General features: G+C 49.8%; 14 protein-coding genes (1 of these 14 running past the window's edge). 3 read left to right on the top strand and 11 right to left on the bottom strand.

Annotated elements, in window-relative coordinates; all coding sequences use genetic code 11:
* Window positions 1–105: 105 nt before the first annotated feature.
* The 3 genes from PPG34_RS12220 to PPG34_RS12210 all read left to right on the top strand — a co-directional run bounded on the left by PPG34_RS12220 (window position 106) and on the right by PPG34_RS12210 (window position 2,871).
* Window positions 106–870: an ABC transporter ATP-binding protein gene (locus PPG34_RS12220; RefSeq protein ID WP_313833609.1), complete on the top strand. Its 765-nt coding sequence runs from the start codon at window positions 106–108 to the stop codon at window positions 868–870.
* A gap of 9 nt (window positions 871–879) precedes the next feature.
* A complete protein-coding gene (locus PPG34_RS12215) occupies window positions 880–2,037 on the top strand; it encodes an MlaD family protein (protein WP_313833607.1) in 1,158 nt (385 codons plus the stop codon).
* 213 nt (window positions 2,038–2,250) lie between these two features.
* The gene (locus PPG34_RS12210; protein WP_313833605.1) at window positions 2,251–2,871 is read left to right on the top strand and encodes a PqiC family protein; all 621 of its coding nucleotides are present in this window, start codon (window positions 2,251–2,253) and stop codon (window positions 2,869–2,871) included.
* A 52-nt stretch (window positions 2,872–2,923) separates the two neighbouring features.
* On the opposite strand, the gene pncA is transcribed toward PPG34_RS12210, so the two are convergent.
* From pncA to PPG34_RS12155, 11 genes are all read right to left on the bottom strand, one after another.
* Complete coding sequence (gene pncA, locus PPG34_RS12205) at window positions 2,924–3,556, bottom strand: bifunctional nicotinamidase/pyrazinamidase (RefSeq protein WP_313833604.1); 633 nt, start codon at window positions 3,554–3,556, stop codon at window positions 2,924–2,926.
* Window positions 3,557–3,665: 109 nt separating this feature from the next.
* Window positions 3,666–4,559 carry an acetylglutamate kinase gene (argB, locus tag PPG34_RS12200; RefSeq protein WP_313833603.1) on the bottom strand — a complete coding sequence of 298 codons (894 nt, stop codon included), beginning with the start codon at window positions 4,557–4,559 and terminating at the stop codon, window positions 3,666–3,668.
* Between the two features lie 66 nt (window positions 4,560–4,625).
* The gene (gene hslU, locus PPG34_RS12195) at window positions 4,626–6,029 is read right to left on the bottom strand and encodes an ATP-dependent protease ATPase subunit HslU (RefSeq protein ID WP_313833602.1); all 1,404 of its coding nucleotides are present in this window, start codon (window positions 6,027–6,029) and stop codon (window positions 4,626–4,628) included.
* Window positions 6,026–6,562 carry an ATP-dependent protease subunit HslV gene (gene hslV / locus PPG34_RS12190; protein WP_313833601.1) on the bottom strand — a complete coding sequence of 179 codons (537 nt, stop codon included), beginning with the start codon at window positions 6,560–6,562 and terminating at the stop codon, window positions 6,026–6,028. The genes hslU and hslV overlap by 4 nt, the downstream gene beginning before the upstream one ends.
* Window positions 6,559–7,542, bottom strand: a complete 984-nt coding sequence (gene xerA, locus PPG34_RS12185; protein WP_313833600.1) for a site-specific tyrosine recombinase/integron integrase — start codon at window positions 7,540–7,542, stop codon at window positions 6,559–6,561. The genes hslV and xerA overlap by 4 nt, the downstream gene beginning before the upstream one ends.
* Window positions 7,515–8,831, bottom strand: a complete 1,317-nt coding sequence (gene trmFO, locus PPG34_RS12180; RefSeq protein WP_313833599.1) for a methylenetetrahydrofolate--tRNA-(uracil(54)-C(5))-methyltransferase (FADH(2)-oxidizing) TrmFO — start codon at window positions 8,829–8,831, stop codon at window positions 7,515–7,517. The genes xerA and trmFO overlap by 28 nt, the downstream gene beginning before the upstream one ends.
* Window positions 8,832–9,115: 284 nt before the next feature.
* The gene (locus tag PPG34_RS12175) at window positions 9,116–9,976 is read right to left on the bottom strand and encodes a hypothetical protein (RefSeq protein ID WP_313833598.1); all 861 of its coding nucleotides are present in this window, start codon (window positions 9,974–9,976) and stop codon (window positions 9,116–9,118) included.
* A 387-nt stretch (window positions 9,977–10,363) separates the two neighbouring features.
* Complete coding sequence (locus tag PPG34_RS12170; protein WP_313833596.1) at window positions 10,364–11,206, bottom strand: 3'(2'),5'-bisphosphate nucleotidase CysQ family protein; 843 nt, start codon at window positions 11,204–11,206, stop codon at window positions 10,364–10,366.
* Between the two features lie 250 nt (window positions 11,207–11,456).
* Window positions 11,457–14,684 (bottom strand): AAA family ATPase, encoded by a 3,228-nt coding sequence (locus PPG34_RS12165; protein ID WP_313833595.1) that lies wholly within the window; start codon window positions 14,682–14,684, stop codon window positions 11,457–11,459.
* 6 nt (window positions 14,685–14,690) lie between these two features.
* Complete coding sequence (locus tag PPG34_RS12160) at window positions 14,691–15,950, bottom strand: metallophosphoesterase family protein (RefSeq protein ID WP_313833593.1); 1,260 nt, start codon at window positions 15,948–15,950, stop codon at window positions 14,691–14,693.
* A gap of 143 nt (window positions 15,951–16,093) precedes the next feature.
* Window positions 16,094–16,612, bottom strand: partial view of a phosphoglucomutase/phosphomannomutase family protein gene (locus PPG34_RS12155; RefSeq protein ID WP_313833592.1) — the 3' end only. It continues 906 nt past the right edge of the window; 519 of the gene's 1,425 nt are visible here — the last part of the coding sequence; its start codon lies beyond the right edge, outside the window; it ends in the stop codon at window positions 16,094–16,096.

Raw genomic sequence — 16,612 nt, 5'->3', positions numbered from 1 at the left:
CTCGTGAAAGAGTCTTCGGAGAATCCTCGACTGGATGTTTCCCATTCTTGACAGGAGATACATTTTCAGCCCATCCATCATGAGTCACGACCCAAGGAATTCTTTATGCCCCATGCCCCTATAACCGTCCACAATTTAACAATGGCCTATGGAGATGTCGTCATCCAACGCGATTTAAATTTTACGGTAAACCAAGGCGATATATTTATTATCATGGGCGGAAGTGGATGCGGAAAAAGTACGCTCCTTCGCCATATGATCGGGCTGAAACGACCGGCACGGGGAGACGTCCTGTTCACGGGAGAAAGTTTTTGGCAAGCTGATGAAGAATCTCAAAACCGTTTGATGCGCCGCTTTGGCGTCCTCTTCCAAAGCGGGGCCCTCTGGAGTTCCATGACCTTATCAGAAAATGTCGCACTCCCCCTGCACGAATATACGGATCTTCACGAATCACAAATTCAAGAAATCGTTTCCTTTAAACTCGCGTTAGTGGGATTGGCTGGATTTGGTGACTATTATCCAAGCGAATTAAGTGGTGGGATGCAAAAACGAGCTGGCTTGGCCAGAGCCATGGCCCTTGATCCGGATATGTTGTTTTTCGATGAACCCTCAGCGGGCCTCGATCCTATTAGTTCACGACATTTGGATGATTTGATTTTAGAATTACGGGAAAGTTTGAATACGACCGTGGTGATGGTGACTCACGAATTAGCCAGTATTTTTGCGATAGGCAACAATTCGGTCTTCTTGGATGCCGAGACCAAAACCATGTTGGCCACAGGACACCCCAAAACGCTTTTGGCTGAGAGTCCCATTCCAACCGTACAAAATTTCTTGCACCGGGGCGAAGTCCTTTCCACATCCCACTAAGAAACTGAAATGAGTCGAAAAACCAATCCCACAGCCGTCGGAGTATTCGTCATTGGAGCCATCCTCCTGCTCATCATGGGCATCATGATATTTGGCAGTGGGAAGTTACTTTCCCGAAAAGTCCCATGGGTGTTGTATTTTGATGAATCCATTAAAGGATTACGAGTGGGTGCGCCAGTCAATTTTCGCGGTGTCAAAATCGGATCCGTAAACGATATCAAGGTCACATTCGATCCAAAAGACAACTCTATTCGCACCCCTGTGTACATAGAAATCGAACCGGATCGGATCACGCCTATCGGCAAAGAACCAGTGAAGGAAGACCTTATGGCCAAGGTTCTTGATGCCATTTTTGAAATGGAACTCACCACACAAGCCGACCGGAGCCAGGCGATTGAACTGATCCAGCGGGGTTTGCGGGCCCGATTGGAAATGCAAAGCTTTGTCACAGGCCAACTCTCCATCGGTCTTGATTTTCATCCTGACACGCCGATCACCTTGCATAAATATCAAGACCCCTATCCTGAATTCCCCACTATTCCTACAAGCTTTGAAGAACTCACGGCGAAGCTGGAAGATATTCCGCTTGAGGATCTCGTCAATGGAATTCTTCGGGCCGTCACAGGCATTGAACGATTGGTCAACGCCCCTGAATTACTCGATGCAATTCGTTCGCTCCAAGGCACAATGGACCATGTGCAAGGATTGAGCAAAACCCTGGATACTCGTGTGGTGACTTTAGCGGATAGTATTGAGGCCACCTTAGTGACCGCTCGCAACGCGTTACAGCAAGCCGAGACCACCCTTGCCATGAAAGAAGGGGCATCGGGAGAATTAGCAGCCAACCTTCACGAAACTTTGGAAGCCACTCGCGCCGCAATGGATCAAGCCCAAGTAACCTTTACTTTACAGGAAGGTCCTGCCGCCCAATTGATTAAAGACTTACGAGCCACCGCCAAAACCATGGACAAAACCTTTATCCAAGCTAAAGATACGCTCTCCACCGCCAAGGGCATCGTCGATGAAAATTCTGGATTACGCTATGAACTGGGAAATACGCTTGAGGAATTATCTGCGGCTGCTCGATCCATTCGAAATATGGCAGAGTATTTGGAACGACATCCAGAAGCACTGATTCACGGCAAAGGAGAATCTAGGGAGAACTAAAGGGAAAAAATCCGAAAATCAAATATCGAAATCCGAAACATTCCAATGAAAAAATTTCAAAACAACCCCTGTCCGCTGAAGTCGAAATGCTTTGTTTGAAACATTCGATTTTCGAATTTAAGATTTGTTTCGGATTTCGATATTCGGATTTCGATATTCGGATTTCGAGTTTTCATCATAATCCGTTTAACTTAATTTTGCGCGAGTTCTAACATGAACAAAAATTTTGAGTATTGGAAATCGATAGGCGTGATTTTAGTTTGTTTGTCTCTTGGTGGATGCACCGCCACCTCACAACCCTCCAAGTTTTATTTACTGAATTCCTATTCCTCAACCAAACAGGCCATCGCAAAGGCACCGGAAGGTTTGGCCGTTGGCGTTGGGCCACTGACTATTCCCGAATATGTGGATCGGCCCCAAATCGTCACAAGAGTCAGCACGAATGAATTAAGTTTGGCAGAGTTTCATAAATGGGCCGAACCTCTTAAGGATAATATCCCTCAAGTCCTCATTGACAATTTGTCTGTTCTCTTGAAAACCGATCATGTCGTTAGTTACCCATGGAAACGAACCACATCCATTGAGTATCAAGTGGCCATCGATATCACGCGATTTGACGCAACGGCTGATGGGGAAGCCCATCTCACCGCCCGTTGGTACTTGTATGGGGAAGACACGCGAACCATTCTAGACACCCATAACTCTCATCTCACGGCACCGCTTCAAGGGCCAGACTACGCATCAATTGTTGCTGCCCTAAATCGAACTCTTGACGAATTAAGCCAATCGATTGCTACCTCGATCGTCAATGTCCATTTGAAAAAGAAAAAATAGAGATTGAAGATTTTTTAGACAGGGCAAAAAATCAAAGGAAGGAGGGTCAGGACTAAATCCCCAAATCTGCGGAATGAGCGATTAACGCACCTGCGGTTTGCATATCTTGAATGGCTTTTTGGGAATCCCCGGGTTGCGCCTCGATACCCCGAACACCATCTTCCAATACCACCACTCGAAATCCCCGTTGACAGGCATCTAACACGGTCTGCTTCACGCAATAATCCGTGGCGAGCCCAAGGACAAAGAGCGTCTTAGCCTCGACATCTTCCAACCGATCCTCCAGGGACGTGCCATCGAATCCCGAATAGGCTTCTTTTTTGGGGTTGGTCGCCCCCGACACAATCAACGTGCCCGGGGGCATTTTTAAATCAGGATGAAATTGCGATCCTCGGGATCCTTGCACGCAATGAGGAGGCCAGGGCCCGCCTTGGGCTTGAAAGGAACAATGGTTTTCTGGATGCCAGTCACGTGTGGCAATAATCGGAAACGCTTCCCGTGAAAAGAACTGAATGCATGCATTCGCCACGGGAATGACTTGATCGCCCCCGGCCACAGCTAGAGCACCACCTGGACAAAAGTCATTCTGAAGATGGACTAACAGCAATGCCGATTTCTTGTCAGGCTGAGGAATAGCGGAACGGTTTTTACTTTCGGTACCGGCTGGAGATTTGGCGAATTTCATCGTATTGATTCTTCAGGGAACATACCCCATTGGGCACTTCCATCGACCATTTCTAAAATTTTAAATTACTTCCGAGATACGAACGACGAGATACGAGCAACGGTTTTTACTATGCCACGATCTCCGTGCCAATGCCTTTGTCCGTAAAAATCTCTAGCAAAATTGCATGCGGGACTCGCCCATCGATGACATGGGCCTTCTGCACGCCAGCTTCAATGCCAATTAAACAAGATCGCACTTTGGGCAACATGCCCTCGGAAATCGTACCTTTCTTCACCATCCGCTCTACGTCTTTTTTCGAGAGGGTGGAAACATGCCGATTGGCCGCATCACGAATACCTTTAACATCCGTCAGCACCAACAGCTTTTCCGCTTTCAGAGCCCCAGCTACCGCACCTGCTACGAGATCGGCATTGATGTTATACCGCATACCCTTTCGATCCACGCCGATAGGAGCAATCACTGGAATAAAATTCTCCTGTTGCAATCGCGTAATCATCTGGGGATCGATTTTTTCTACCTCCCCCACGAAGCCGTAATCTTCATCCGCCTGGCTTTGGGAATCTTGACTCATTCCTTGCGACCAAGACTTGGCGGAAAACGGCTTACACACCATAAATCCCGCATCGGTTCCCGTGATACCGATGGCCTTTCCTCCATGTTGATTGAGCAGCGTCACAATTTCTTTGTTGATCTTCCCACCCAACACCATTTCTACCACATCCATGGTAGCTTGGTCCGTCACCCGCACTCCGCGCTTAAAAGTGGATTGAATCCCCAGGCGCGACAACATGTCATTAATTTGTGGCCCGCCGCCATGTACAATCACCGGGTTGAGTCCAACATACTTCATCAACACCACATCTTCCGCAAAACCGTCTTTCAAGTCATCCTTCGTCATGGCCGCGCCACCGTACTTAATAACGATGGTCTTATCCGCAAACGTCCGAATGTACGGCAGCGCCTCAATGAGCACATCTGCTTTTTTAATGAGTTTTTCCATGTTTTTTCTCAAACTAGGTTTTTTGTGTTTCCACGAAATGCGAGCGACGAGATAGGAGCGACGATTTTAAAGGATGTATCGACTTAGATCTTGATCCTTCACAATATCTTTCAAATGCTCTTGAACATAGGCAGCATCAATGACCACTTTTTTCTCGTCCAGCTCTTGCGCGGCAAAGGACACATCTTCCAGTAAACGCTCTACAATAGTAAAGAGTCGTCGGGCGCCAATGTTTTCGGTCCGATCGTTGACCTCAACCGCAGTCGCGGCAATTTCTTCAATACCATCCTTCGTGAAATCCAGCGTAATTCCTTCCGTCCCCAACAATGCTTGGTATTGCTTCACCAGAGCACTTCGAGGTTCCGTTAAAATTCGAACGAGGTCTTCCTTGGTTAACGCTTCTAATTCCACACGGATGGGGAATCTCCCCTGCAACTCCGGAATCAAATCCGATGGCTTGGCCACATGAAACGCCCCCGCTGCCACGAAAAGAATATGGTCCGTCCGAACAGGACCATATTTGGTATTGACGGTAGAGCCTTCTACAATCGGCAGCAAATCACGCTGGACTCCCTCCCGCGACACATCCGGGCCCATATTTTTTTCCTTGCCGGCAATCTTATCGATCTCGTCCAAGAAGACGATCCCCGATTCTTCGACACGATGAACCGCCTCGCGGGTAATTTCATCCATATCGAGCAGTTTTTGGGCTTCTTCTTGAGTAAAGTACTTCAACGCTTCTGGGATTTTCATGACCCGGTTTTTCTTCTTCCCCGGCATCATCCCACCCAACATTTCCCGAAGATTGTTTTCGATGTCTTCCATGCCGCCCACATTGGAAATAATTCCAACCGGCAGCGTACGTTCTTTGACTTCGATTTCCACCGTGCGCTTATCCAAAGCTCCCTCGCGTAACTGTTTGCGTAGTTTTTGTCTGGTGGAATCCGACTCTCCCACAGAAGCTTTACCATTCGACTCTTCATCATCGTCCCGACTGGACATCGCCCGAGAAGAGCTTGGGGGAAGCAACAAATCCAAGACCCGGTCTTCTGCCCGATCTTCGGCTTTACGCTCCACGCGTTCGAGCGAAGCATTCTTGACCATATTGACGGATTGTTCCGTCAGATCCCGAATAATCGCCTCGACATCGCGCCCCACATAGCCAACTTCGGTGAACTTGGAGGCTTCCACTTTAATAAACGGTGCATCGGCAAGTTTGGCAATACGTCGAGAGATTTCGGTTTTTCCTACACCGGTCGGTCCGATCATAATGATATTCTTTGGGAAAATTTCTTCCCGAAGCTCAGGATCCAATTGCTGCCGGCGCCATCGACTCCGCAGGGCTATCGCGACCATGCGTTTCGCGTCACTTTGGCCAATCACATAGCGATCCAACTCTTCGACAATTTGTCGTGGAGTCATCGAATCAAGTTTCACTGACTGAGAGGGTGTATCCGATTTCATAATCATTTGCGTAACTCTTCGATGATGATTTCCTTGTTTGTGTAAATATCAATGCCGCCAGCAATGGACATGGCTTCCTGCACAATGGTCTTGGGATCTAATTCCGTTTTGGCAATCAGCGCCCGAGCCGCAGCCAACGCATAGGGGCCCCCAGATCCAATGGCCAAGATACCATCTTCAGGTTCAATGACATCGCCGGTTCCCGACAGAATGAACGACTGGGTATCATCCGAGACGGCGAGCAAGGCTTCCAAGCGACGCAAAACCCGATCCGTTCGCCAATCTTTGGCCAACTCCACGGCGGCGCGTGTCAAATTGCCTCGGTATTCTTCCAGCTTCACATCGAACTTTTCAAATAAGGTAAACGCATCCGCAGTAGATCCGGCAAAACCCGCGAGGATTTTGTCATGATACAATCGTCGAACTTTACGAGCATTGGCTTTCATCACCGTGGTGCCCACGGTAACTTGGCCATCGGAACCCATGGCCACAGCGCCGTTTCGCCTGACAGAGAGTATCGTGGTTGATCGTATTATCATGCTGACTTTCCTTTTTGAGCCTTTGAAACCTGAGACGCATGTCCTGCTCGTGGATGCGCTTTGTCATAGACTTCCATTAACCGATCCGTCGCGAGGTGTGTATATTTTTGGGTCGTGCCCAAGGAGGCATGGCCTAAGAGTTCTTGAATTACCCGAAGATCCGCTCCTTCATCGAGTAAATGAGTGGCAAAGGAATGTCGCAACGTATGGGGCGTCACAGAGCCTACCTGCAAATGCCCTGCATATTGCCGGACGATTCGCTCCACCGTACGGACTGATAGGCGGCTTTTGCGGTTATTCTGAAACACTGGTCGGTCTTCAGAGAACGCCAACGATTTCACACCCATCGCTTCAACTGCAACCTTGTCGGTAGATAATTTAACCGACCCCATGGCCACATAATCATGAATTGCGTCGATCGCGACTTGGCCTATTGGCACCAGTCGCTCCTTCTTGCCTTTTCCCCGAAGCCGAACCATACCATCCTCAAGATTCACATCGCCCCAGTTCAACCCAACCAATTCACTGACTCGCGCACCGGTGGAATACAAGGTTTCCAAAATCGCCCGATCCCTTGCGGTTTTGGCTCCTGCATCTTCGTTGGGTGATTCCATCAACCGATCGGCGTCATCTTTCGACAAGACACGCGGGAGATGCTGGCCCAGGCGCGGAGCTCGAATATGCGTCGTTGGATTCGTGGTAATCATTGCTCGCAAATTCAAAAATTTATAAAAACTCTTGAGGCAGGCCAGTTTTCGCGCTTGGGATGTTTTTTTCTCTTGTTTCTCGGCCAACCAAATTAAAAATTGACGAATCGTCGTGGGATCAACCTCGCCAGGGTCCACCACGGCTTCTCTATCGCCACTTCGCAGAAATTCGACAAATTGCCGAAGATCCGATTGGTAACTCCGTAGGGTTTCGCGGGAGGCACCCCGCTCAAGGTCCAGATGGGTTAGGAAAGCGCGAATTGCGTCTTCCATGCTTTGAACTCATCTATCGCTCGTTGGTGGATCATCCGCCGCTTCTGCTCCTTGTTACGAACCTTCGTAGGCAAGGGCGGAAATAATCCGAAGTTGGTATTCATGGGCTGAAAATGCTTGGCATCACTCGTCGTAATATAATTGATCAACGCCCCATGGGCCGTGCCTAACGGTGGAGTGATGAGTGGCAAATCCGCTAACGCGCGCGCCGCATTAATCCCAGCTAATCCACCGCTCGCTGCCGACTCCACATACCCTTCCACTCCAATAATACAACCTGCCAAGAATGTCGTCCCGCGCATCTTCACCTGCAAGGTGTTTCGCAAGATCTCCGGCGAGTTCACAAACGTGTTTCTATGAATACTCCCCAGCCGCAAAAACTCCGCCTTTTCCAATCCGGGAATCATACGAAACACCCGCTGCTGCTCTGGATATTTTAACTTCGTTTGAAACCCTACCATGTTATAACACGAACCATGCTGATTTTCTGCTCGTAATTGCAGAACCGCATGCGGACGCTTTCCCGTCCGAGGATCGGTCAACCCCACGGGCTTCATGGGGCCAAACGTTAAGGTTTGTTTCCCACGCTCGGCCATGACCTCGATGGGTATGCATCCTTCAAAATACGGCACTTTTTCAAAATCCTTGGCTTCGACTTTTTCGGCGGCCATCAACGCATCATAAAACGCCGTATAGGCTTCCTCATCCATCGGACAATTGAGATAATCTGCTCCACCCTTATCATACCGAGAAGCCTGGAACACCGTATCCATATCAATTGACTCGGCATCGATGATCGGCGAAATGGCATCAAAAAACGCCAAGTTCTTTTTACTCGTCAACGACGCCAACGCCTTGGACAAATTCTCTGAAGTTAGCGGCCCCGTGGCCACAATGCAGAGGGCATCACGGGGAATCTCTTGAATCTCTTCACGAATAATTTTGATATTCGGATGCGATTCCAACGTTCGGGTAATTTCTTGGGCGAAGATATCACGATCCACCGCAAGTGCCGAACCCGCTGGTACCCGAGCCAACTCAGCAGCTCGAATTACCAATGAATTCAACAGGCGCATCTCTTCTTTCAAGATACCAGGCGCACTCATCGGATCGGCGGAACCTAGAGAGTTTGAACACACGATCTCAGCTAAATTGCTGGTCTTATGCGCCGCCGTCTCCTTCTTGGGCCGCATCTCATAGAGCGTGACTTTGGCCCCCCGCTCCGCCGCCTGCCACGCGGCCTCAGACCCAGCGAGTCCACCACCTATAATGACTACATCATCCCGCATAAATCGTCGCTCGTATCTCGTATTTCGTATCTCGTGAAAAAACCAAGGAAGATCACACTCTTCTGACGTGATCTTCAACAAGTTACCACTTTTCCCTAGAGAAAAAGGCAGGAAAGGCATTCTAGGGAGTGGGGGAAAATAGTGTCAAGGAAAGGGGAAAGGGGGAAATTTTACAAAGGCTTTTGTAATCTAAGAGTTGAGAATAAAGAATATTGGATTCTATTGAATGCGGGGTTCCGCTCTTGCGGAACGAGACACTTTTTTTACGGAAGTGGGCACCACTATTAAAGAGAATCCTCTGGAGTGAGTTCAATTCCCTTAAGAGCGTCTTGAACTTCTGCAATCGTTGAGCGGGGGGTTCGCCCTTCCCGAACCGCAGCAGAAAGCTCGGGTCCCACTATTTTCATTATCGCTTTGGAAATGTCATCAGCGGGCAACCCTCCCATTATTGATGGCAGATTATACACCGAGGTACCGTTGGAGGTGTGAAGGTGGCTCCACCCGCCCCCCTGACTGTCTACGTGAGTACAAATACAATCGCGACTGACAGACCCGTTTCTTTGTTGCTTCCAAGCAGTGAGATGTAAATGCACAAGTACTGCTTCAAATTGTTGGGATGTCAGGTTCCGACGCTTGATAGCTTGGACTGCAACTCTCTTGTCTTGGCGTGAGAGAGCATCTCGCCCCGATCCAGAGAAATATACGGAGCTACGGATCCGAGGAGGAGCGAATGTGCCAAAAACGCCGTTACGTGCTGAACCGCTGTTATAGTAATTTCCTGTTCGGTCTGACGAAATGACTTCAAACCTAGGCTTTCCTTCTACATTCGCAACGATAACAAACTCATGAAGGGTTGCTTCCAGAGGGGTGATTTTCTGGGTTGCCTTCTCTGCGAGCAAATTTCGGAACTCAAGATATTTAAGTTTCTGGCCTCGGAGAATTCGCTTCAGCCATTCGCTAATTTGTAGGTCTCGGACTCGCCCAATACCAGCATAGCTGACCAAGGCCTTACCATCTTGAAGGTCTAACCTCACGGTCTTGGTGGCATCATCAGTAAGTGTTGTGGTCCCACTCCAATTCATCAGGCGTCGGTCACTGACTTGATAGAGTCCTTTGTTGCTTACGGCGGAAATCACTAAGGTCATATTGAGCCACCTTTCTGGCATATTTTAAACTGTTTTTTAAATTCAGACCAGGAGGACACATTTTTTACTTTACTATTCTAATCCTTTTCCTAATAGTGGTTGGATTTCCCGCCTTCGGGCGCGGCTGGTCCGCCACCCCGAATCCGACTGTTCTGGCGAGGGCTGTTTGAGCAGAGCGAGTTCCCGAGCCATCTTGATTCGGGATGGTGGAGCAGGTACCCGCAGGGACGCGCCCGGGCGGAAATGGTTTTGGGCACTTTTGCCGAAACAAAAGTGCCTCGTCGCGCGGGGGCGAAACCCCGCTATAAATATTATTTGTTAGGAAAAAGAAAAAGGCCTGAGTGAATTGGACGTTTTTCACTCAGGCCTTTCCATTTTCAAGAAGAATTATTGCGCAGGCTGCGCCGTCAACCCCAATTCCTTCGCAACCGGCTCTAATCCTTGTATCACCTTCTCATGATACGCCCCATTGGTCGCCACCAATCCATGGGTATTCTTCAACTGCGTGAGGCCATACCGAATTTGTTCCCCAAGTATGTTCGTAAATTGTCCACCCGCTGCCCGAAGAATGGCTTCCGGCCCGCAACTATCCCAGAGTTTGGTATAAGGACCCGGTTCTATATAGATGTCCGCAAGGCCTCGAGCAATCAATCCAATTTTTAAGCCGACACTCCCTGAGGGCACTTCCTTACCCACGCCGATGTCTTTTCCGATTTTTTCTAACATGGGATGACGATGAGACCGTGAAACAGCCTGTGTAATTGAAGACGAAAGGCCAGGGTTTTTAACGACTAACGGCATCCGCTTGCCATTCCTCTCCATCCACGCTCCCTGTCCTACCACTCCGACGTACAGTAGATCCCCATCTGGCCGGAACACCACACCTACCTTGGCTTGCCCATTGATCGACAACCCGATCATCACAGAGAACTCACCATTTTTGGCAATAAACTCCTTCGTCCCATCCACAGGATCGACATACCAAATCCGGGTACCCGCTTGGGTCGCATCGGGTCTTGCACTTTCTTCGGCAACAATAATATCGTTGGGAAAGGCTTGCCTGAGCCCTTTGACAATCATTTCGTTCCCACGTTTATCCGCATCCGTCACCGGATCATTTTTTCCTTTATAGGCCACAGTGAAATCTGTGGCATACACCTCCATGATGACGGCTCCTGCTTTTCTGGCTAATTCCGTTGCCACATTTAGTTCTCGCGCAAAGTCTGTCATTCTTAACCTTCCATAATCGTTAAAGGTGCTCTCAGTTTTCGGTTTAAAAGGGAGGAAAATTAAACAAACCCCATAATTGAAAAGAGCAAAATTAAATTGAATTTACTCAATTAATGCTCACGAATGGAAAGGGGTTGTTGAAAAAGGTTGTCCAGCAAGGCCGCAGGGGATTTGGCGCCCGCAGCGTACATCAGTACGTGAGGACGGCAAAGCCCCGAGAACGCCGCTGGCGGCCTTTTTCAGCAACCCCCTAAGCGGATTTGGGAATGGGCCGGATAGAGACCCCATCCAATGTTTCTTCAAACCACCGGCTCACGTGAGGATGGCAGGTGAACACAAGAACCTGATGGGTGAGCGCAATTTGCCCAAGCACCGCAATCGTCGCCTTGGCACGCTCGGGATCGAAATTAACCAAAATATCATCGATCACCAGTGGCAATGGCCCGGCATGTTTTGCGTACTCACAGATAAACGCCAACCGCATGGCCAAATAAAGTTGCTCCGCAGTTCCCCGACTAAGAATATCCGTTGGCGAAGATTTTCCATCTTCCGCCTCGACTTCCAGTCGCATTTCGCCCAACGGCACTTTCACCCGGACGTATCGCCCCCCTGTCATGGAGGCGAAAAATTTTGAGGCTTCCCGCAACACCGCTGGCTGCCGTTCCCGCTCATAGACTTGCCGCGCTTTATCCAACAGGTGCTGGCAAATGGAGCGAACAGCCCATCGATTCGCATGTTGTTGTAATTGCGCCAATAACTCTTGGCGTTCTAACATCAAAAAAGAGAGCTGTTCATTCCGTTCAAGATCTTGTAATCGCTGCTCCACCCGACCTTTTTCTTGTAGTTTTTTTGTCAACACATCAACTAACCGTTGCTGCCCCTCCCGCTTGGCTTCGCTCCACTCCCGCTCTAACTCCGCGCGTGATTTGTTTGACAGGCTGGCTTCCATATCCTGATACCGTTCCGCCGACCCCGCATGAACCTTGAGGGCAAATTCTAATTGTCGTTGCTGTCGTTCCAATTCAACCTGCCGCGTATACAATCCCGCGCGCTGACGAAACGATTCACTATCTGATGCACCGCCTGCGCGCAGTAAGGCTTGCAATTGATCCAGGTATCGAACTTTTTCCGACTCCGCGGCCTCCACTTCCGTTTGACGTTCGGCAATGAGTTCTGTCAGGCGAGCCAATTCTTGATGACTGGCAAGACTTTGTTCCAGCGATTTCCGAAGCGCGGTCAATGCACCCGGAGAATGTTCCACTTCCACAGGATCCCAGCCGCACTGTTCCAAAACTTTATTCAATTGTCGCGCCGTATCGACCACAAAACGTTCGACATGCTGCAACTCCCTGGTCACATCACGCCATTCGCGTAATTGCCCTTGGGCTCGCTCCGCCCCTGCAATCACTTCAAGTGCGCCATCCGGCGTCAGGTCTTCTGGAAGTTCCAAGCCAAGTAAAAATTCCTGCCATGCCTGTTGGGCGCTTTCTTGGTTGGCTTCGATTTCTTGGCGAACCTTTAGGGCCACTTGGCCTTTTTCGAGTAAACCGACTAAGGTTTCCTCATCATCCTGAATTCGCACATTGATATCTTCGCGACGCTCGGCTAACCGTCGCTCGGCTTCTAATGCCCGACGGGCTGATTCGGCAACATCCAATGAAGTCATTTCTATACCCAGCACTTGTTGGCTCAATTGGGTCATTTCCTCGGCAAGCGCCTTTTCTTCCATATCTGCTTGTTGGGTTTCACCCTGAAGTTCTTCCCACTGCAGAGTAACCGACTGAATCTGGTCTTGCAGTTCCCCCATTCGCACACGCCGTTGTTCCTGCAGTTCGTGCCGCCACCAGGCCAACAACCCAATCGCCACGATCCCTGCCGATGCCAACACGATGGTCAAAGATATTTCTTGTTGTACTCCGGCGTAGGTCCCCAGTCCAATAAACATGGCACTCACCCCAAGCAGGGCCCACCATGAACGGTCCCGCCGCGTCTCGACAGCTGTGAGTTCATTGGTAATAGCCTGAACCTGATCTTCGAGTGCGGTGGTTTGGACTTGTAAGTCTTGCCGGTGTTGCTGGGTTAATGCACGCTGATGGTGCAATTGGACCCATTGCCTGATCGCCCGCTCGCGTTCATCCAACGACACTCTGGTAGGACAGTCAGGAGCCGCCAGTTGCTCCAACTTTTCTTGAAGCCGTTCAAGCTCTCCATCCTTTTCCTTTTTCATGCGCTCAACGTCTTGCTGCGCACGATTGGCTTCGATCACTTCCTGCCGACAGGCCTCTAGCCGATCACGCAACCCACGAACGCGCTCTCGAATGGGAATGGACGCTTCAAATCGATCCAACCGGGCATCATCCCACGCTGGACCAAGACGCCCCAACATTTCATCAAGGACTTTGCGCCGGACTTCTGCTCGCGATCGAAGATCGCTTAACCCATCCAGCGCTGTCTTGAACTGTCCGCGAAGGTCTTCTAAGGCTTCAATTTCGTTTTGATTCTTGAGAATTCTCGGGTCGGGACGCAGATTGACTCGGCGTTCCACCGCCTTTCGTATTGTCGATCGAATTTCATCTAAGCGAGTTTCCACGCTCCCCAAGGCCCGTTCCACTTGTTCCAAGCGTTCGATGCCACCAGCAGGAAAACTTTCAATGGTCGGAATCTCTTCCAATTCCTGGCGAACGACTTGAAGCTGCTCCCAATCAGTCCTAGCTTTTACAAGAGACTCCAACCAATCACAGCGAGTCTTGGTTTCTTCTAATTCGGTTTGGTCTTCTTGAATTTCCTGATCGAGGATCACCAGTCGGTTTTGCAACGTGTCATATTCGTCAGGGAGTGTTTGCAAATCACGAATAGCGGTCTGCGATTCCTCCAGTGCTTGAAGAAGTTGATTGATCAAGGGCTTTCGCCCTCCTGGTTTGAAGAGCTGCGACTGTTCTGCATCCAATCCACTTTGGACGATGGTGAGTGGCGTCAATCCTGTTCCCATCCCTACGGTATAAATATGATGGCTGACTTCGTCAGCTTGGAGAGTATCTAAGCGCTCAAGCTCCCCAATCCCGAAAGCAAACACGTTTTGGTACAGCAGTTTTGACGTGCCGTAGAGCAGTTGGCGAAGGCTTTCTTCATCCGAACGATTGGTTTCGACTTCGGAAACCGTATGTTGGAAAGGAAAAGTGGCAGATACTTTGACTCGACCACGCGCGCCAGAATCTACACGTTCAATACGAAATCGTCGCCCATCCTCGGTATCGACGACTAACGCGCCGCCATGGCGTCCTCCTCGAGCAGGTTCGTATCGATTTGCACCATTTCGCCTTCCTTCAAACCCAAAAAGGACCGCTCGGATATAGGCCATGAGCGTGGTTTTGCCGGCTTCATTATGTCCTTCAAACACCGTGACTTTTGGATCGAGGTCGCTTACGGTGACTTCCCGAAAGACCCCAAACCCATCAATGATCATTTCCGCGATGCGCATACGGTTTTACTCGTCTCCCGTCAGTAAGCGATCCAGTCCCAAATGCTGCGCAGTCTGTACCCATTCGCGAATTTGCGCGTCCGACGGCGCCCCCAGATAGCGATAGACTCTCGGATCATCAAAAAGGGGCTCTATGGCCTGGCGAATGTGCTGAAGGTTGGAGGCATCTTCGATTTCCGTTAAACGAATAAAGTCGCCAAGGAGATTTTCTTCATGCCGAATCCCATCAAGATCGACTTCTCGTCCGGTTCGATCATGAACCGCTTCGGACCAGACAAATTGAGAGCCCGTTCCCCATTTTTCTCGAATGGTCATGAGAAGATCTTCCAGACGTCCTGGGCGAATCAGCTCTCGGTGTAAGGGGCCTCGCCCCTCGAATTGCCACCGGACGACCACTCCTCGGCCTTCGCTTTGCTGACGGATTACATGAACTCGCTCATCCATTCGGTTCAACAAATCGTCAAAATCTCCAAGCCCCATAATCGTCAACCGTTCATCATACCAACGCACCACATCGACCGGAACAAATTCCGGAGACGCATGGCCTTGGGAATCCACGCTCACGAGGTAACAACCGCGTGGCCCTGTTTCGCGCACATGTCGCCCTTGGGGATTCCCTGGATAAATGATAAGAGGATCTTGATCTCGAAGAATGCGATGGGTATGTACGTGTCCCAAGGCCCAATAATTCATTCCTGCTCGGACAAGATCGTCCAATTGACATGGTGCGTAATTTCCATGATTGGGGTCTTGACCAACATTGGTGTGTAAAAGGCCGATGGACCACGGTGCCTCGGGGTCTCCCTGGAATTGCTGCGCGAGGTTGTCGGTCACTTTTTCCATGCCGAAACTCACCCCGTAGATTCTGGCAATTTCCGCCCCCTGAACCAGGACCGGGCGAGCGGCGACCTCCTTCGTATCAAAGACCCAGACATTGTCGGGCCAAGAAAAGTGTTCGCTCCACCCGGTTAAGGGATCATGGTTTCCATGGCACATAAACACAGGAATATGATGGTCCGCGAGGCGTTCGAATCCTTGTCGTAGGCGAGTCAGCGCTCGTAGACTTCGATCAGAGGCATCATGAATATCCCCGGCAATGAGAAGAAAATTCACATCCCGATTAATACAGAGATCAATGATGCGTTCAAAAGCTTGGAACGTTGCCTCCCGCAGGACAGACTGTAGTGCCGGCGCAACTTCCGACAAGCCCCGAAACGGACTATCTAAATGTAAATCGGCAGTATGTACGAATTGAAATGCTGACATGGTCGTAGCCTAGTGACTACAAGCTGCTTGAGTTGGATTGGAAAAAACTTTATTACGACAAGGCATGATGGACTCCCTTCATCCGTGAAGGAATGATGTAACCTTTCCCTAAAAGCGTTTCAGCTCTTCCACACCGGCTGGACTTAAGATGCACCGTCCAGAAGTTTTCGACCGGACAGCATTAACTCATCAAGGCGTTCCTTCGTGGAGGCTTCTCCATAGCATCGAACCAATGGTTCCGTCCCCGATGGTCTGAGCAAAAACCAACTCCCATCTTCCATTTGCAGCTTGCAGCCATCAAGCTGATTGACCGTTTGAATCGGCTGCCCCGCAAAGGCACCAGGAGGCTCTTCCCGAACCTTTGATAAATTTTCCTGCATGGATTCGGTAACCATTACATCTTCCCGCCGGGAATAGACTGGTCCGACTCGTTCAATAAGATTGGTGAGAAGCTCTTTGATGCCCTTTCCCGTTCTGGCCACCATTTCCGCCACCAACAGACAAGCCAATATGCCATCCTTTTCTGGAACATGGCCCGAGATTGACATTCCGGCGCTTTCCTCTCCACCCATCATCACATCGCCTCTAGCTAAGAGCTCCCCGATGTATTTAAATCCCACGGGCGTTTCTTTGGTAGAGAGCCCATGCAAGGCCGCAACCCG

Source organism: Candidatus Nitronereus thalassa, assembly GCF_032191465.1.
GTDB lineage: Bacteria > Nitrospirota > Nitrospiria > Nitrospirales > UBA8639 > Nitronereus > Nitronereus thalassa.
This window is presented reverse-complemented; position numbering and strand designations above follow the sequence as displayed.